The sequence below is a fragment of the Anaerovibrio slackiae genome, assembly GCF_009695585.1.
GTDB classification, from domain to species: Bacteria; Bacillota; Negativicutes; order Selenomonadales; family Selenomonadaceae; genus Anaerovibrio; species Anaerovibrio slackiae.
Map to the genome: position 1 here is coordinate 19,478 of NZ_VUNR01000014.1, position 18,230 is coordinate 37,707.

At 53.3% G+C, this 18,230-nt stretch carries 16 protein-coding genes and 1 riboswitch; of the genes, 14 read left to right on the forward strand and 2 right to left on the reverse strand.

The annotated features are described in order from the left end of the window. The first annotated feature begins 144 nt into the window (after positions 1-144). From FYJ84_RS08130 to FYJ84_RS08190, 13 genes are all read left to right on the forward strand, one after another. A complete protein-coding gene (locus tag FYJ84_RS08130) occupies positions 145-1,260 on the forward strand; it encodes an MGDG synthase family glycosyltransferase (protein ID WP_154407101.1) in 1,116 nt (371 codons plus the stop codon). 63 nt (positions 1,261-1,323) lie between these two features. Continuing rightward, entirely contained in the window at positions 1,324-2,109 is a 786-nt protein-coding gene (locus tag FYJ84_RS14690) for a hypothetical protein (RefSeq protein WP_235901400.1), read from the forward strand. Between the two features lie 91 nt (positions 2,110-2,200). Then, positions 2,201-2,512 (forward strand): FtsB family cell division protein, encoded by a 312-nt coding sequence (locus FYJ84_RS08140; protein ID WP_328596355.1) that lies wholly within the window; start codon positions 2,201-2,203, stop codon positions 2,510-2,512. A gap of 65 nt (positions 2,513-2,577) precedes the next feature. Beyond that, the gene (locus FYJ84_RS08145) at positions 2,578-3,084 is read left to right on the forward strand and encodes a S1 domain-containing RNA-binding protein (RefSeq protein ID WP_154407103.1); all 507 of its coding nucleotides are present in this window, start codon (positions 2,578-2,580) and stop codon (positions 3,082-3,084) included. Between the two features lie 138 nt (positions 3,085-3,222). Beyond that, positions 3,223-4,737 (forward strand): tRNA lysidine(34) synthetase TilS, encoded by a 1,515-nt coding sequence (tilS, locus tag FYJ84_RS08150; RefSeq protein WP_235901404.1) that lies wholly within the window; start codon positions 3,223-3,225, stop codon positions 4,735-4,737. A gap of 13 nt (positions 4,738-4,750) precedes the next feature. Beyond that, positions 4,751-5,287 (forward strand): hypoxanthine phosphoribosyltransferase, encoded by a 537-nt coding sequence (hpt, locus tag FYJ84_RS08155; protein WP_154407105.1) that lies wholly within the window; start codon positions 4,751-4,753, stop codon positions 5,285-5,287. 117 nt (positions 5,288-5,404) lie between these two features. Then, positions 5,405-7,390, forward strand: coding sequence for an ATP-dependent zinc metalloprotease FtsH (gene ftsH / locus FYJ84_RS08160; protein WP_205764161.1), 1,986 nt, complete (start codon positions 5,405-5,407; stop codon positions 7,388-7,390). A gap of 157 nt (positions 7,391-7,547) precedes the next feature. Next, the gene (locus FYJ84_RS08165) at positions 7,548-8,543 is read left to right on the forward strand and encodes an asparaginase (RefSeq protein WP_154407106.1); all 996 of its coding nucleotides are present in this window, start codon (positions 7,548-7,550) and stop codon (positions 8,541-8,543) included. 105 nt (positions 8,544-8,648) lie between these two features. After that, entirely contained in the window at positions 8,649-9,617 is a 969-nt protein-coding gene (locus tag FYJ84_RS08170) for a biotin--[acetyl-CoA-carboxylase] ligase (RefSeq protein WP_154407107.1), read from the forward strand. Between the two features lie 43 nt (positions 9,618-9,660). Continuing rightward, entirely contained in the window at positions 9,661-10,425 is a 765-nt protein-coding gene (locus FYJ84_RS08175) for a type III pantothenate kinase (RefSeq protein WP_154407108.1), read from the forward strand. After that, the gene (dusB, locus tag FYJ84_RS08180) at positions 10,425-11,381 is read left to right on the forward strand and encodes a tRNA dihydrouridine synthase DusB (protein ID WP_154407109.1); all 957 of its coding nucleotides are present in this window, start codon (positions 10,425-10,427) and stop codon (positions 11,379-11,381) included. Before FYJ84_RS08175 ends, dusB begins: the two co-directional genes overlap by 1 nt. Before the next feature lie 52 nt (positions 11,382-11,433). Beyond that, the gene (locus FYJ84_RS08185) at positions 11,434-12,846 is read left to right on the forward strand and encodes an aminopeptidase (protein ID WP_407060744.1); all 1,413 of its coding nucleotides are present in this window, start codon (positions 11,434-11,436) and stop codon (positions 12,844-12,846) included. A 98-nt stretch (positions 12,847-12,944) separates the two neighbouring features. After that, positions 12,945-14,096: a cation diffusion facilitator family transporter gene (locus FYJ84_RS08190; RefSeq protein WP_154407111.1), complete on the forward strand. Its 1,152-nt coding sequence runs from the start codon at positions 12,945-12,947 to the stop codon at positions 14,094-14,096. Between the two features lie 183 nt (positions 14,097-14,279). On the opposite strand, the gene FYJ84_RS08195 is transcribed toward FYJ84_RS08190, so the two are convergent. Next, the gene (locus FYJ84_RS08195; protein WP_154407112.1) at positions 14,280-14,663 is read right to left on the reverse strand and encodes a desulfoferrodoxin family protein; all 384 of its coding nucleotides are present in this window, start codon (positions 14,661-14,663) and stop codon (positions 14,280-14,282) included. A 213-nt stretch (positions 14,664-14,876) separates the two neighbouring features. Further along, positions 14,877-15,758, reverse strand: coding sequence for a LysR family transcriptional regulator (locus tag FYJ84_RS08200; protein ID WP_154407113.1), 882 nt, complete (start codon positions 15,756-15,758; stop codon positions 14,877-14,879). A 347-nt stretch (positions 15,759-16,105) separates the two neighbouring features. Here FYJ84_RS08200 and FYJ84_RS08205 point away from each other — a divergent pair, with 347 nt between their 5' ends. Then, positions 16,106-17,539, forward strand: coding sequence for an MFS transporter (locus FYJ84_RS08205; protein ID WP_205764160.1), 1,434 nt, complete (start codon positions 16,106-16,108; stop codon positions 17,537-17,539). A 133-nt stretch (positions 17,540-17,672) separates the two neighbouring features. Continuing rightward, positions 17,673-17,870: riboswitch (cobalamin riboswitch) on the forward strand. The last annotated feature ends 360 nt before the right edge of the window (positions 17,871-18,230 follow it).

Consider the following 18,230-nt stretch of genomic DNA (forward strand, 5'->3'; position numbering starts at 1 on the left):
TAATCTGAGCATAGCTGATTTTACTGATTTTATGGTTGATGAATTGGCGCAAAATGTGATAAAATTTAGTTTAAAGTAATTGTAATTTTCGTTCAGGATAGGCTCCAGCAGTCAGGCAGCGAAGGATAAGGCAGAGGTGCAGGTATGGGAAAAAGTTTTTTGCTGGTTACGGCATCCATTGGTTCAGGCCATGAAAAGGCTGCCAGTGCCATTGCCGAGGGCATACAGGCATATTTTCCCGATGCCAGGATAGATACGGTTGATTTCATGCGCTGGGATACATCCTTTATCAATGCCTTCATGAAAAGCTGCTATCTGAAGATGCTGGCGCTGGTGCCCAATCTCTACGAGTTCATGTACCGTTTTACGGATGGGAACAGGAAGGGCGGCCTTATCCAGCTCTTGATGGCACAGGCTATGTCCCGCTCCATCAAGAGGCTGGTCAGAAAATACAGGCCTGATGTGATTATCTGCACCCATCCTTTTCCGGCAGAGGCGGTGTCCCATCTGGGGGATAGCTGGCGGCAGCAGTTTGTGTCAGTGGCGGTGATTACTGATTATTCCGTGCATCGCATGTGGATTTGTCCCAATATGGACTTGTATTTTGTAGGCTGCGATTTTATGAAAAAGCAGCTGATTGCCGATTGCATCCGTGAGGATACCATCCATGTGACGGGGATTCCTGTGAGCAGGGATTTCTATCAGGCCTGGGACAAGGCTGCATGCAGGCAGGCGGCAGGGCTGTCGCAGGATTTGCCCGTGGTGCTCCTGATGGGGGGCGGCCTGGGGCTGGGGCGTATTGTAGCGGCACTGGAGCAGCTGGAAAAGCTGGAGCCAAGGCTGCAGCTTCTGGTGGCTGCCGGCAGGAATCATGAACTGAAAGCGCAGGCAGAGAGGTTTGGGGGAACTTCTCATCATTGCGTTCATGTCTATGGCTTTACTGACAAGGTTTGTCAGCTGATGGGGGCATCAGATATATTGGTGACGAAGCCCGGGGCGCTTACCTTGACGGAGGCGATGGCAATGGGGCTGCCCATGGTGCTGCATGAGCCTATTCCGGGGCCGGAGACTGATAACGCCAGGTATATGTCAGGCTGCGGGGCGGCTGTGTGGCTCCATGCCGGGGATAATCTGGCCTGTGTTATCAGGGATTTGCTGTCGGAGCAGTATGCGCTATCCGATATGGCCATGGCGGCACGCCGTCATGCCAGGCCGGGTACGGTGCAGGAGATTGCCAGGGCGATAGAGGAATTGCTTTAGATTTTTGCGGGGGTTGTTTTGTACATTTGCATGTACTGAAAAGAATAGGCGGAGTGAGGCAGGGTGGCAGTAAGTAAGCTGGAAAAAGGAAATGATGGCAGGTTTTCCTGTCCTGAATGCAGTCAGGCATTGGAATACCTGTCCGGCGGCCAGGTGCGGGTGGTCGATGGAAAGGTTGATTATGATAACGTAAAGCCAAAGTATATCTGCCGTAAATGCGGCAAATATTATCGGGAGCTTTTGAATACAGGGTATTATGATGTGTTTTTCCTGATGCCTGAGGATTTGGCGGCATTGGATAAGGAACAGGCTGCCGAGGAGGCTAAGGAGAAAGCAAAAAAGAAAAGCTTCACTGGCAGTCCGGTGACAGCCCTGATGACCAATGCCCAAGGGGGCTATGACTGCCCTGAGTGTGGCAAGGGCATGGTGCACAGCGAGGGCGGTGCCGTGCGCGTCATCAACGGCAAGGTGGACTACGAGAATGTTAAGCCCAGATATATCTGCTATGACTGCGGTATTTTTTATCGGGAGCTTTTGCGTTCAGGACTGTATGAGCGGTTTGAGCTGCCAGAAGATGAAAAGACGCCGCCTCCTCCGCCACCAAAGCCAAAGCGCAGGATAAAATCCACCGGGGAGCTGGCACCTATGCAGCTCAAGAGGAATGCCAATGGCTATTGCGAGTGTCCTAGGTGCGGCGCAGCTATGCGCTTTTTGGAGCCGGGGGCTGTGAAGATTGTGGATGGCAGGGCAGATATGTCCGATACGGTGGCACGCTTTAAGTGCGATGAGTGTGACTCCTTGTACCGGCGGATTGCTACCACCAATTATTTTCAGTGGAGCGAAAAATAACAGTAAGCAAGATGGCAGATAAGGTGGCATGCCCCCGGTGGAGTGTGCTGATTTTGCCGTTTGGGATACGTTAAGCGGGGAGACGTTAGGTGTGGAAGACAAGGCAAGGAAAAAAGAAAAGGCAGGAGCTGGCAGGGGCTTCAACTGGTTCGCCATCCTGCTGGCAGCGATTGTGGCCTATGGCGGCTGGATTCTGGCTGACCAGCAGATGACTATGGGGGCTCTGGACGATGATATGGCTGCTGCCCGGGAAAGGCTTCAGGCTGCCCGTACAGAGAACCAGCAGCTGAAGGACGAGAATACCCGGCTGCAGGATGATGGCTATATCGAGAAGCTGGCAAGAGAGGAGCTGGGCATGACGCGCAAGGGTGAGATGCCATACATCTATGCCGATAATAAATAATTGACACTTTGCCCTCTATAAGGGTATAATGACGATTAAGTTAGATTTTTTGAGGAGGAAATGTTTTGTCCATTGAAGTTGGAAGTATTGTAGAGGGTGTAGTCAGCGGCATTACCAATTTTGGCGCGTTTATCAACCTGCCGGATAACAAGGTGGGGCTGGTGCATATTTCAGAGGTGGCTGACGTCTATGTAAAGGATGTCAAGGACTTTCTGAAGGAGCAGGACAAGGTAAAGGTAAAGGTTCTGTCCATTGATGAAAAGGGGAAGATCGGGCTGTCCGTGAAGCAGGCTCAGGAAAAGAAGCCTGAGGAGCAGCCACAGCGTGAGCAGAGGGGCTTTGCACCGCGTCAGCAGCACGAGGGCGGCAGCGGTTTTCAGCGCAGCGAGGGCTTCCGCAGCGCAGGTGGTGATTTCCGCCGGGGAGGTTCCCGTTTCGGCAATGCAGGCACGAATGCTTCCTTTGAGGATAAGCTGTCAAGGTTCCTGAAGGACAGCGATGAGAGGCTGACGGACCTCAGCCGCAAGACGGATAGCAAGCGCGGCGGCAGAGGTGGCGGACGCAGAAGATAATTTTGGCAATTATAACATAATTATGTGAGGAAGCACCTTTCGGGGGTGCTTCTTTTTCGTAGCGGTGATTATTTGTAGCAGTGATTATTTTAAAAATCGCAAAATGCCAGGGAGAAAATACAGGAAAGATGATTTGTGATGGATTTGTTGAAGTGCTTTGAGAAAAACTGGCGGGAAAATATTGCCCCGCCGGAGGGGGTGACAGTGCTGGCGGCATGTTCCGGCGGCATCGATTCCCTTGCCATGCTGGATATGCTGGACAGGCTGCAGGAGGTGCTTGGCGTAAGGCTGGCAGCAGCCCACTTTGAGCATGGCATCAGGGGAAAGGATTCCCTGGAGGATGCGGAGTTTGTCCGGGAGTTTTGCGGTGCCAGGGGCATCGAGTTCTACGGGGCGTCTGCTGATGTGCCCGGGGAGGCGGCAAGGGCAGGGGAGTCCTTGGAAACGGCGGCCAGGCGGCTCAGGTATGCTTTTTTGCGGCGGATTGCCGGGGCGCTTTCGGAAAAATACGGTATGGGTGAAAATCAGGAAAAGCTGGGCAGGGTGGTGATTGCCACCGCCCATCATCGGGATGACCAGGCGGAGACTGTCCTGATGCATCTTATCCGTGGCACCGGGCTCCGGGGGCTGGGGGGCATCCGGTGCCGTCAGGGGGATTTGGTGCGCCCCCTGCTTTTTGCCAGCAAGAGGGAATTGGCTGAGTATTGCAGGCAACGCAGGTTAGAACCGAGGCATGATGCCACCAATGATGAGGCGGACTGCCTCAGGAACAGGCTGCGGCTGGAGCTTTTGCCCCTTCTTGCCAGGGAGTACAATCCGGCACTGGGGGATGTCCTTTGCCAGCTGGCGGATATTGCCCAGGCTGATGAGGATTATCTCCGGCAGGCGGCGGAAAAGCTGTGGCAGGAGCTGGCGGCAGAGGCGGAGCAGGGCTTTTGTTTTAACCTGGGCAGGTTTCTGCAGCTTTCTCTTGCCATGCAGAGGCGGCTGGTACAGCAGGCGGCCTTTGAGGTGAGTGGCTGCCAGCTTGCCTATGTGCAGGTACAGGCGGTTCTGCAGCTGGCGAAAAAAGGCAGGACAGGCACGGAGCTGCAGCTTCCCTTTGGTTTGCTGGCGGAAATTTCTTATAATTTTTTGTATATCATAAAAAAGACCATTCCATTTTCAGGAAATCATGGTACAATGGATATCGTGGGGGAGTTTGAGAAGATTTCCCTGCGTGTGCCGGGAACTACCTGCCTGCCGGATGGCAGCCGCATTACAGCGGAGCTGGCAGAGGACAGGCAGCAGCTGGAGGTGCTTTTAAAGAGCGCGGCAGGTCATGCAGATAGTGCAGACACTGCAGCAGGCAATGCAGGCAATGGCGGCTGCATGGCAGTTTACGGCGATTGGGACAAGTGTAATCAGCCTCTGGCTGTCCGCCACAGGAAAAATGGCGACCGTGTCAGCATAGGCAACGGGCACAAGAAGCTGAAGGATTTTCTGATTGACAGCCGCATACCCAGGCAGCAGAGAGATGAGCTCTGGCTGGTGGCGGATGGCGGCGGTGACGGGAACATCCTGTGGCTGCCGGGTGTCAGGCGGTTTGCCGAGGCTGCGGCTGACGAGGGGACAAGGAAATTTTTTGTCCTCCGCATGATTAATAAGGGGTAAAGGAGTAGACAAAATGTTAAATGATCTGGCAAGCGTGATGTTTGATGAAGCGGCACTGGCTGCCAAATGCCGTGAGATGGGGCAGGAGCTGACAAGGGACTACGAAGGCAAGGATTTGCTGGTGGTGGGTATTCTGAAGGGCTCGGTGATGTTTTTTGCCGACCTGGTACGCCAGATAAATGTGCCGCTGAATATTGATTTTATGGTGGCTTCCAGCTATGGCAGCGGTACGGAGACCAGCGGCAAGGTAAACATCAAGAAGGACCTGGATGCGGATATCAAGGGCAGGCATGTGCTTCTGGTGGAGGATATTATTGACTCCGGCGTTACCATGAGCTGCCTGATGGCAGAGCTGGCAAAAAGGGAGCCTGCCAGCATCAGGCTGTGCGCCCTTTTAAGCAAGCCGTCACGCCGCCAGGTAGATGTGCAGATTGATTATTGCGGTTTTGAGGTGCCTGACGAGTTTCTGGTGGGATACGGCCTTGACTATGCGGAGAAGTATCGCAACCTGCCGGTAATAGGCGTTTTGAAGCGGGAAATTTATTCTTGAGGTTATAACATTGTAGAATGTGATAATTAATGCTATAATTATTCTCTGTGAGGGTGTCGGGGCTTTTTGGCAGGTCGTGAGCCCTTGCGGAAGGAGGATGTGGAATTGGATAAATTCATGAAAAATGTAGCATTGTATTTGCTCATTATTTTCGTCGCTATATCTGCTATAGATTATTTTTCCCAGCAACAGCAGCCAAAAATTCAGGAAATGAACTATACTGATTTTATGGCGCAGGTTGACAGCGGCGAGGTTGCCAAGGTTGTCCTGACCGAGAATGTGGTGAAGGGAACCCTGACAGATGGCACGGAGTTCAAGTCCGTCATGCCGGGATTTCCTTATCAGGAGGAAAATCTGGTAGATAAGCTGCAGGCAAAGAATGTTACAGTGAAGGCGGAAAATCCGCCGGAGCCGCCTTGGTGGTCAACCCTGTTTTCTTCCCTGCTGCCGATTATTCTCTTGGCAGCCCTGTGGTTCTATTTTATGAACCAGACCCAGGGGGGCGGCGGCAAGGTGATGTCCTTTGGCAGGAGCCGTGCCAAGATGAGCGGCGGCGACAAGGTAAAGGTGCATTTTTCCGATGTGGCAGGTGCTGACGAGGCGAAGCAGGAGCTGCAGGAGGTTGTGGAGTTTTTGAAGCAGCCGAAGAAGTTCAACGAGCTGGGGGCAAAAATCCCTAAGGGCGTGCTGCTTTTCGGCCCGCCGGGCACAGGCAAGACCTTGCTGGCCAAGGCGGTTGCCGGTGAGGCAGGGGTGCCTTTCTTCTCCATCAGCGGTTCTGACTTTGTGGAGATGTTCGTGGGCGTGGGTGCTTCCCGTGTCCGTGATTTGTTTGACCAGGCGAAGAAGCATGCTCCGTGCATCGTGTTCATCGATGAGATTGATGCGGTGGGACGCCAGCGTGGCGCAGGCCTGGGGGGCGGCCATGATGAGCGGGAGCAGACCCTGAACCAGATGCTGGTGGAGATGGACGGTTTTGCTGCCAACGAAGGTATCATCATCATCGCTGCTACCAACAGGCCGGATATTCTGGACCCGGCACTTTTGCGCCCGGGACGCTTTGACCGCCAGATTGTGGTGGACAAGCCTGATGTGAAGGGGCGTCTGGCTATCCTGAAGGTGCATATCAAGGGCAAGCCTATTGCCAAGGATGTTGATTTGGATGTGCTGGCACGCAGGACGCCGGGCTTTACCGGTGCTGACCTCAGCAACCTTGTGAACGAGGCGGCACTTCTGGCAGCCCGCCGCAACAAAAAGAGCATTTTCATGTCCGAGCTGGAGGATTCCATAGAGCGTGTCATCGCCGGACCAGAAAGAAAGTCCAAGGTCATGAGCGATAAGGAGAAGCGGCTGACGGCGTACCATGAGGGCGGTCATACCCTGGTGGGCATGCTGCTGCCGAATGCTGACCCTGTGCACAAGGTAACGATTATCCCTCGCGGCAGGGCCGGGGGCTACACCCTGATGCTGCCGAAGGAGGACCGTTCCTACGCTACCCGGGGCGAGCTGCTGGATAAGCTGAAAACCCTGATGGCAGGCCGCGTGGCAGAGGAAGTGGTGCTGAAGGAAATCAGCACCGGCGCACAGAACGATATCCAGCGTGCCACCCAGATGGCACGGAGCATGATCATGGAATACGGCATGAGCAAGCACCTGGGACCTATAGCCTTTGGGGAAAGCAGCGACCATCAGGTATTTTTGGGCAGGGATTTGAATAACCAGCGGAATTATTCCGAGGAGATTGCTTCAGATATTGACCGGGAGGTCTACAAGCTGATTACCTCCGCCTATGAGGAATGCCGCATTATCCTGTCTGACAATATCGAAAAGCTGCATGCCATCGCCGCAGCCCTGATTGAGAAGGAAACCCTTGAGGCGGATGAGCTGAAGGATATCGTGGGCTTTGGCAATGTCACCGAGAAGGGAGACCAGGATGACAGCCGCAGGGATGATGAGGACGAGGACAATACTGCCACGCCCTTGCTGATGCCTCTGGAGGAGGAAGCTCCGGCAGCCGTGCAGGAGCGTGCCAGGGAAAAGGAGCCGGTGCCGGTGGATGTGACCACCCCGGAACCTAACCTGAATACCTCCATGAAGGAATAAGTCCTGAGAAACAGGTTTGAAAGCATAAATTTGGCAGAAGAAAATTTCACATAAATGAAATTTAATGCCATCCTATCAAGATGGTTGTGAGATGAAAAGGCGGCATTGGTTTTATCCATGCCGCTTTTTGATTTTTTCAAGGAGAGGGGTATGTTTTATGAGTGAGATTATTCTGGAGTACACGAGGGCAGGCCATGTGGAGAATATCCATCGTGCTGATGTGGTGGCAGTCAACTGCAAGGGTGATATCCTGAAGGAAGCCGGCAATGGCAGGCTGCCTATGTTCTGGCGCAGTGCCGCCAAGCCTTTTCAGGCCTTGGCCTTTGTGAAGAACGGCGGGCTGGAGAAATACGGCCTTACTGACAGGGAGCTGGCCTTTCTGGTGTCCTCCCACAGCGGCGAGCCTTTCCATGTGGAGCTGGTGCAGGGGATACTGGCGAAACTGGGGCTGACTACTGATGTGCTGAACTGCGGTGCGGCACGCCCTATGAGCGGCAAGGCCAATGTGGAGCTCATCAAGAAGGGGGAGCGGCCTCAGGCGGTGCATAACGCCTGCTCTGGCAAACATTCCCAGATTCTTGCCCTGTGCCAGATGATGGGGCTGCCGGTGGAGGACTACATCAAGCCTGACCATCCGGCACAGAAGGTGATTTTCCAGCATGTGGCCATGGCATCCTGCATGCCGGAGGACAAGCTGGAAATCGGCATTGACGGCTGCGGCGTGCCGGTATTCTACCTGCCTCTTGACCATATGGCCAGGGCTTATGCCCGCCTGGGCAGCCCTGACAAGGGTGAATGGGGCGAGTACGAGGCTGCGGCAAGGACCATCCGTGATGCCATGGCTGCCCATCCTGATGCCCTGGCAGGTACAGGCCGCATCGATACGGCTATTTCCCAGGTGACAGGTGGCAGGGTAATCGCCAAGATTGGCGCGGATGCAGTGTACTGCATGGCTGTGAAGGATGAGAATATGGGCATTGCCTTCAAGGTGGAAGACGGCGATTATGGTGCCGTAAATCCTGCTGTCATGGCGGTGCTGAAATACATGGATATCCTGACTAAGGATGAATATGAGCAGCTGCTTGCCAAGTATCCGCCGGTGCTGAAAAACCACCGGGGCGATGTGATTGGCACCATCGAGTACAAGCTGTAAGCTGGAATTTTCCCTGTATAATGGCATAGCTGCATAATTGTATAATTGTGCAACACCATAATGGTATAACGGTGTAATCATATAACGGCATAGAGGAGGCGCGTGATGCGTTCCAAAATTCTTGAACTGCTGCGCTTACAGCAGGAGGGCTGTATTTCCGGGGAGGAAATCGCCAGCCGCCTGGGGGTATCCAGGACGGCTGTCTGGAAGCATATCAAGGAGCTGAAGGCGGCAGGCTACAATATTGAGAGCAGGGCACGGAGCGGCTACTGCCTGACGGGAACGCCTGACAGGCTGCTGCCGGAGCTGATAACCCATAACCTGCCTACAAAGCTCCTGGGGCAGTACGTCATCAGCTTTGATGAGGTCAGGTCTACCAATGACGAGGCCAAGAAGGCTGCAGCCGCCGGTGCTGACGAGGGCACGGTGGTGGTCAGCGAGATGCAGAGCACCGGCAAGGGGCGGCTGGAGCGGAGCTTTTTCTGTCCCCGGGGCGGCGTGTGGTTTTCCGTCATTCTCCGTCCGCCCTTTTTGCCTCAGGAGGCACCTAAGTGCACCCTGCTGGCAGCGGTGGCAGTGGCAAAGGCCATGCAGGAGCTGGGGGTGGAGGCCGGCATCAAGTGGCCCAACGACATTTACTGCCAGGGGCGCAAGCTGACTGGCATCCTGACGGAGATGAGTGCCGAGATGGACAGGATAAACTACGTGGTCATCGGCACAGGCATCAATGTGAATATTCCGCTGCAGAGCTTTCCGGAGGATTTGCAGGACAAGGCTGGCTCCATGTCCCAGCTGCTGGGGCATGAGGTGGACAGGGTGGCGTTTTTGCAGCGGGTGCTGCAGCACATGGAGGCTTTGTATATCGATGTGCTGAAAAACGGCTTTGCCGGGCTGCTGGACCAGTGGCGGCAGCATTCCATCACCCTGGGGCAGGAAATCAATGTGCTGGGGCTGCAGGAGACCTTTGCCGGTGTGGCAAAGGATATTGACGCTGACGGGGCGCTGCTGGTGGAGACACCTGGGGGACTGCGCCGGGTGCTGGCAGGGGATGTATCCATCCGGCCAAGGAAATAGACAGATATAGAAAGATATAAAGCAAGATGATTTGGGGGATTTTATGCTCTTAGTAATAGATATTGGCAACAGCAATATTGTCATGGGAACTTATATTGGCAAGAAGCTGCAGCACCATTGGCGTATTTCTACTGACCGCCAGAAAACCAGTGATGAGTACGGTTTGCTTTTGGAGGGCATTTTCCGGCATCACAATTTTGGCATGTCCGATATTGATGCGGTGATTATTTCTTCCGTGGTGCCGCCTCTGGTTATCCCTATGGAGAAGATGTGCGAGCGCTATTTCCATCTGAAGCCATTGGTGGTGGGGCCTGGCATCAAGACGGGCATCAAGCTGAAATATGAAAATCCAAGGGAAATCGGTGCAGACCGTATCGTGAACGTGGTAGGAGCATACGAGCAGTACGGCGGGCCGCTGATCGTCATCGATATCGGTACTGCCACCACCTTTGATGTGGTGGATACCAACGGCGATTTTCTGGGAGGCGTGATTTCCCCGGGGCTGGGCACTGCCGCCGAGGGGCTTTTTCAGCGGGCTGCCAAGCTGCCCCGCATCGAGCTGGTGACGCCGAAGAACATCATTTGCCGCAATACTATCAACGGCATGCAGGCAGGGCTGATTTTTGGCTTTGCCGGGCATATTGACGCCATCGTGCACCGTATCAAGAAGGAGTACGGCAGGGAGATGGAAGTAGTGGCAACCGGCGGCTTCGCCAAGATGATTGCCAAGGAGTCCACCACTATCGACAGGATTGATTATTTCCTTACCCTGACGGGACTTAGGGCCCTGTATGAGAGGAATCAGTGATGCGGATAGGTGATTTTGAGTTTGCATATCCGGTGTTTTTGGCACCTATGGCAGGGGTGACCGATACGCCTTACAGGATACTGGCACGGGAGATGGGCTGCCCATTGGTGTATTCGGAGATGGTCAGCGATAAGGGGATTAATTATCGCAACGAGCATACCCTGAATATGCTGAAGACGGAGCCGGAGGAACGTCCTATGGCCATGCAGCTTTTTGGGGCGGAGGCGGACAGCGTGGCCAGGGCAGCAGAGTATGTGGCAGGCCTGGGTTGTGCTGATATCCTTGACTTCAATATGGGCTGCCCTGCTCCCAAGGTGGTGAAGAACCATGAAGGCTCCGCCATGCTGAAAAATCCTGAGAATGCCTACAGGGTGCTGAAGGCGCTGGTGGCAGCGGTGGACATGCCGGTGACGGTCAAGATGCGCATCGGCTGGGATGATCAGAATATCAACATCATGGAGATGGCGCAGCTTGCCCAGGAGGCCGGGGTTGCCGCTATCGCTATCCATGGCAGGACCAGGGAGCAGTTCTACCGGGATCAGGCGGACTGGGGAATTATCGGCAAGGTGCGTGCCAGCCTGCGGATTCCCGTGATAGCCAACGGTGATGTGAGGAATGTGCAGGATTTGGCCAAAATCCGTCAGGTTACAGGCTGCGAGGCGGTGATGGTGGGCAGGGCTGCCCAGGGCAATCCCTGGATTTTCCGCCAGCTGACCGAGTATTTGAAGACGGGAGCCGTCCTGCCGGGGCCTACCATTGAGGAACGGAAGGAAGTCATCATCCGCCACCTGGACATGCTGCTGAAGTTCAAGGGGGACTATATCGGCCCTCGGGAAATGCGCAAGCATGCCACCTGGTACACCAAGGGCATCAAGGGAAGCGCGGAGCTACGCTGCCTCTTTAATCAGGCGGTGTGCCGGGATGATTTTTTGCGCATTCTGGACAAGATGAAATAATAGTAAGGAAACAATCGAGGTAATTTTTATGGCAGAGGAAAAGACAGAGACCATGGAAAACAAGGATAAGAAGGAAAAGCAGGAAAAGCAGGAAAAGGCTGTCTGGAACAGCTATACAGAAGCTGAGAAGGAAGCTCTTGCCAGCCTGAATGAAAACTATAAGGATTTTCTCAGCAGCTGCAAGACAGAGCGTGAGAGCACTGAGGAGATTGTCCGTCAGGCACGGGCAAAGGGCTATCGCGATTTGCAGGAGATTATTGATGGCGGTGAAAGCCTGAAGCCGGGGGACAAGGTGTATGCTGTCTGCATGAAAAAGGCCGTGGCCATGTTCAATATCGGCACCATGTCCATGGAAAAGGGCATGGCTATCCTGGGAGCACACATCGATACCTGCCGCCTGGATTTGAAGCAGAAGCCACTGTATGAGGATGGCGGCATGGCTTATTTTGATACCCATTATTACGGGGGCATCAAGAAGTACCAGTGGGTTACCCTGCCTCTGGCCCTCCACGGAGTAGTGGTGAAGAAGGATGGCAGCGTGGTGAAGGTGGTTATCGGCGAGAAGGAGGATGACCCTGTTTTCTGCGTGACTGACCTTTTAATCCACCTTTCCCAGAAGCAGATGGAGAAGAAGGCTACCGTGGTGGTAGAGGGTGAGGACCTTGACGTCCTCATTGGCAGCCATCCGCTGGAGGGCAAGGAAAAGGATGCTGTCAAGGCAGGAATCCTTGAACTTCTGAAGGCGCAGTATGGTATTGAGGAGGATGATTTCATCTCCGCGGAGCTGACCATGGTGCCTGCCGGCAGGGCAAGGGATTTGGGCATTGACCGCAGCATGGTGCTGGCCTATGGACATGATGACCGGGTATGCGCCTATACATCCCTGGCTGCCATGCTGGAGGTGGACCAGGTGGAGCGCACATCCTGCTGCCTGCTGGTTGACAAGGAAGAAATCGGCAGCGTAGGTGCCAGCGGTATGCAGTCCCGGTTCTTTGAGAATGCGGTGGCAGAAATCCTCCATGCCCTGGGGGGTTACAGCGGCCTTTCCACACGCCGCTGCCTGGCCAACTCCTACATGCTGTCCTCGGATGTCAGCTCTGCCTTTGACAGCCTCTATGCCAGTGCCTACGACAAGAAGAACTGCGCCTATCTTGGCAAGGGCATGGTGCTGATGAAATTCACCGGCTCCAGGGGCAAGTCCGGCTCCAATGATGCCAGCGCAGAGTACCTGGGCAGGCTCCGGGCAGTGCTGGACAAGCACAAGGTCAGCTTCCAGACAGCGGAGCTGGGCAGGGTTGACCTGGGTGGCGGCGGTACCATCGCCTACATCATGTCCCTCTACGGCATGAACGTCATTGACAGCGGCGTGGCGGTGCTGAGCATGCACGCGCCTTGGGAAGCTGTCAGCAAGGTGGATGTGTACGAGGCCTACAAGGGCTACAAGGCATTTTTGCAGGAAATTTAATTGCCCATTAAATTTGCTTCCGGCTTGCAGTTTAGGGAAAATTGTTTTGTTTATGCTATTTTTTCCTTCGGGAAAGGTTTTTTCAGAGAAGTGGTTTTATGACGGAATTTTTGATACGGAAATTTGTTAAGGATTTTGATAATGTGAATAATTCCCGGGTGCGTAAGGGATATGGCCTTTTAAGCGGCAGTGTGGGCATCTGCGTGAATCTGCTGCTCTGTACCATGAAGCTGGTGACGGGCTTTGTCAGTGGTTCTGTGGGGATTATTGGCGACGGCATCAACAATCTTTCCGATGCGGGAAGTTCCGTTGTGACTATGCTGGGGCTGAAGATGTCTGCCAAGCCGGCGGACGAGGAGCACCCCTATGGCCACGGGCGCATCGAGTATATTGCCGCCCTGATTATTGCCGGGATAATCCTCCTGGTGGGATTTGAACTGATCAAGACTTCCGTTGAGAAGCTGCTGGCGCCGGAACCGGTGGAGGTTTCGGCACCGGCCCTGGCTGTTATGGTGTTCTCGGTGGTGCTGAAGATGTGGCTGGGGGCATTTAACAGGTATCTTGGCAAAAAGACGGATTCGCCTGCTTTTAATGCGGTGGCTATGGACAGCATGAGCGACTGCGTGGCTACCTCCGTGGTTATTGCCTGCCTGCTGGTTTATTGGTGGACAGGCTATAACCTTGATGGCGCGGCCGGAATAGTGGTGGGCATGTTCATCATGTACAGCGGCTGGGGAGCTGCCAGCGAGACATTGCAGCCTATTCTGGGCAAGCCTGCAGACCCGGAAATCCTGGGCAGGATTATGGAGATTGCGATCAGGGACAGACGGGTGCTGGGGGTGCATGATGTGATGGCCCATAGCTACGGGCCGGGGAATGTCTTTGCTTCTTTGCATATTGAGGTGACTTCTACTATGAAGCTTTTGGAGGCTCATGCTGTTGCCAGCCATTTGGAGCATGCCATTGAGAAGGAGCTGGATATTCATGCCATCGTGCATGTGGATCCGAAACTGGTGGGGGATCCTGAGTTTGACGCCCTGCTGGAAAATCTTGCAGAGGTGCTGAAGGGTATAGACGGCAGCCTGAGCATGCACGATGTGCATATTTTCCACGGCAGCCGCCTGGTGTTTGATGTGGAGGTGCCTTATAGCTACCCGGCAAGCGATGAGGAGCTTACAGAGCGGATCGTGGCGGCTATGGAGGCAAGGGAGCCTGATTACAGCGTATCGGTAAAGCTGGATAGAATGTAAGGCAAAGCCTTGTCACGGGGCAGGCGGTGAAGCCGATAGCCGGGCTGGCCGGTTCCATAAAAGAGCAAAAAAAGACTGTCCGTAACTTGTATCGGACAGTCATACAGGGGAATATGGATTATCTGCTGCAGCCCGGAGTTTTTTGTTGGGTAGCTTGCCGGGGCAGCAGCAGTGGGAGAGCTGTTATTTTACATCCGCCTGCCAGAGGCCGTGCAGGTTGCAGTAAGCAAGAATGCTTTCAATCTGCTCACCCTGGTTGAGGGTGAAGGTGGCTTCCGGCGAATTGGCAGGGCAGAGAATTTTTCTGTGGATGCCGTGGTTTGTCTTGAGGACAATCCAGCCGATGAAGTGCTCCGGCACCATAGGATGCGGCACGGAACCGACAGTTACCTTGACAATGTTGCCTATCTGGTTGCAGACAGGCACATGCTTCTCCTGGGAAGCATCTACGGAACCGGGCACCAGTTGCTTCATTTTCTGGCCACAGCAGGTCAGCGGTGCGCCGGAATCATTAATCATCTCTACGATGTTGCCGCATTGCTCGCAATGATAAAACTTTGGTGTCATGGGATATCACTCCTTCTCTATCTTTCATGGTTGTCAGGCTTAATTTTTTTATCTTTGCCTTTCTATGTTTTATAGTATAGCCTGTCAGACTGAAAAATATCTGTGCCAGAGTGAAAACAATCTGTATATGAATAAATATTTTCATAAGGTCGCATTTATAGGGGCATCAGCACGTAAAATATGCTGATGTTTTTTTGATGGCTGTCATCATGTTTAGTCTGCCTGTATATATCTGTTGAGGACAAAGCGCTGGAAGATGGCAGCAGAAGGAGGCAAGGTGGCAGTCGTATTCCAGGCGATGCCGATGGCTCGTTGGCATACAGGGAAGGAGATTGGCAGGAAAACCAGCTCGGGTGAAGCCAGGGCTGGGATTTTTGGCAGCAGGGCTATGCCAAGGCCTGCCCTTACCAGCCCTGCTACGGAGAAGATGTCTGCTCCTTCAAAGATGATATCAGGAGAAATGCCAGCCAGTTCACAAAACTGATCCGAGAGCAGCCGCAGGGTGAAGGCGGCTTCCAGCATAATGAAGGGCTCAGAGGCGGCTTCCTGGAGATTTATCTGCTTTTTGGCAGCAAAGGGATGATTTTTCGGTACAGCCAAATAGATTTCCTCCGAGCAGAGATACATCCAGCCGATATGCTCCGCCGGAAGCATGTTGGAGCACAGGCAGAGGTCTGCCTTGCCCTCCTGCAGGCTCTGTCCAAGGCTGGCAGGCGTATCCTGCCTGAGGGAAATGGAGATGCCGGGATACTGCTCTCGAAAGGCACAGAGCAGCTGCGGCACAAAATAGCTGCCCAGGGACTGAATGAAGGAAAGGCGGATGCTGCCCTTTTCCGGGGTGTCGGCAGAAATCAGGCTGCGCCCCAGTTCCAGCTGCCACAGTCCTTTTTCCACATACTTGAGGAATTTCCTGCCCTCAGCGGTAAGTTCCAGCTGCTTTTCACTGCGGTCAAAGAGTTGTACGCCAAGTTCTGCTTCAAGCTTGGCAATGGAACGGCTGAGGGCAGGCTGGGAAACGGCAATTGCCTTTGAGGCATTGGTAAAATGTTTGATATGGGCAAGGGTACAAAAGTATTCAAGCTGATGTAATTCCATGTATGATGTCTCCTTTGTGAAAAAACGGTCAGGTTTTTGTGTTTTATAAAAGCTGATCTGATTTTGCAGGAACAGATGGGGCTGGTTCAGTAGAGATTATACGCAGGCAGCGGAGAAAAAACAATAGCTATAGCTATGCAAGTTTTTTATGGGAGGATATACATTTTTGTAATAATACGGCTGCCAGGCAAAGTGGCGGCTTGGGCTGCTGCATAGTCCTTGTCTCGTTGGCAGGGGGGATAGTTGTGTGCTTTAATGCACAGGCTGCATAGAAAAGCATGTTTTTTGTATATTGGACAAATTGCGGCGGCAGGCTTATCCTTTTTTGCGAAAGGAGAGCGTTAGATATGTGTTGCAATGACAAAGGTTTTGTAAATGAATTGTCCAAGGAAATGAATATCACGGAGGCCGATGCGGAGTTCATCCTAATGAGCCAGGGAGTGGTGGGTCTTTATAACAGGCGGAGGCGGGGAACTGAAGAAGCTGAGGAGCAGGCAAGGGCTTTGCTAGCTGCCAGTACATGCCATGAAGACAGCAGGGGGTCAGGGGAAAAACTGTGGACAGCCAATTATATGCTGGATATTGCCATTAATTTTTTTGTATACGTTGTACATTACCAGCTGATGCTTTGGTCTACCAGCTATGCTATCAATACATGGCAGGTGTCCATCAGCACGGCGGGGCTGGCATCGGGAATATTTATCGTGGGCTCGCTGCTGATGCGTCTGCCGGCCGGCAGGTATATAGATTTGGCAGGGCGGCGCAGGCTGCTTTTGTGGGGCACGTCGGCGTATTTCCTGCTGATGCTGCTGTACAGGCTCTGTCCTGATGTTGCTTCCTTCATGGTGGTGCGCCTGCTGCAGGGGATGGCCTTCGGTGCCACATCCACAGCTACCAGCATTATTGCAGCTTCCCTGATTCCCCTGAAGCGGATGGGCAGCGGCATTGGGTATTATACACTGGGCGTAACCCTGGCATCAGCTGTAGGGCCTTTCTGGGCGCTTAGCTTTATTAATGTGGGTGACTTTGAGACAAGCATCATCTTTTGCAGTGCCCTGGCACTGATTATCCTGTGCCTGTCCTGGCTGCTTAAGGTGCCGGAGCGTGATTTGAGCGAGAGGGAACGGGAAGCTTATCATGGCGTTTCACTGGGGGATTTTATCGCTAAAAGTTCCGTGGCTATTTCTATGATTGCCATGGTGGGCGGTGTCTGCTACTCGACTGTGCTCAGCTATATGGGGGAGTATGCCGCTGCCAACGGTATGGCAGAGCTGGGAGGCAGATTTTTCTTTTTGTGCTTTGCAGCCGCCTCTATCCTGAGCCGTCCGCTGATTGGCTGGCTGCTGGACAACCGGGGCGGTAATGTGGTAATTTATCCATCCCTGCTTTTTTTGACAGGTTCCATGCTGCTGGTGGCTTTTGCTGCTGATGATTATATGCTTCTGGCAGGGGGGGTGCTGCTGGGAATAGGCTACGGCAGCATTACGGCGGCCTGTCATGCCCTTGCCCTGCATTGCTCATTATCCCGCAAGATGGGAGTGGCTACCTCCACTTATTTTATGCTGCTGGATATGGGAACCGGTGCCGGGCCTTACTGCCTGGGCAGTGTTGTGCCATTTTTCGGGTTTTCTGCCGTGTACATTATGGCCGCGATTATCGCAGTGCTGGGATTTGGCGGCTATTTCCTGTCCATGGGGCGTTTCCATCGCTTTTCCATTGAGAGGCTGGACAGGGAACGTGATATCAAGAAGCGGGCGGCCATGCACGCGGCTAATGCCTGAGGGGTGAGACAAAAAATTTTTTTGCAGGGTTGACACAATTTTCATTCAGTGCTAATATAGGATTCGTAAGCTGATATTGATTGAACCTATGGTGCTCTTGCGGATGGTTTAATATGATTAGTAGCTGAAGAACTGAATATGGATTGGAACAGGTGCCTATATGCCGGGAGAGATTCGGCATAGGCCTAACAAGAGAAGCCGGTTGAAGTCCGGCGCGGTCCCGCCACTGTAGCAGGGAGCAAGACCACATTTATGTCACTGGAGCAATCTGGGAAGGCGTGGTTGAGCGATGATCTGGAGCCAGGAGAACTGCCTGTTTAGCAATCACCGTTAGACCTGCGAGTGATGGGAAGGGGATTTTTTTACAACTATGTGCATGAATCCTGGCTTTTGGTCAGGATTTTTTTGTGGCATATTTGGGCTGGTATTTGTTGTACAAATGCTTTGCATGGATTGTGCAGATATTTTTGTGCGGCGTAGCTGTCTGTGTGCCACAATGCAGTGCAGCATCCTTTCATCATTGGCAGTGATGACTTTGACGAAAGGTTTTTCTTTGCGGTTTCAGCGCTGCAAGGAAAGCATTGCTCATACATTTCATTCATGGTTGCCGGTGCAGTGGACTGCACCATTGCGACAGGGCTCCGGAGCAAGTTTCCGGAGCCTATTTATTTTTCAGTATCATAAATATTGT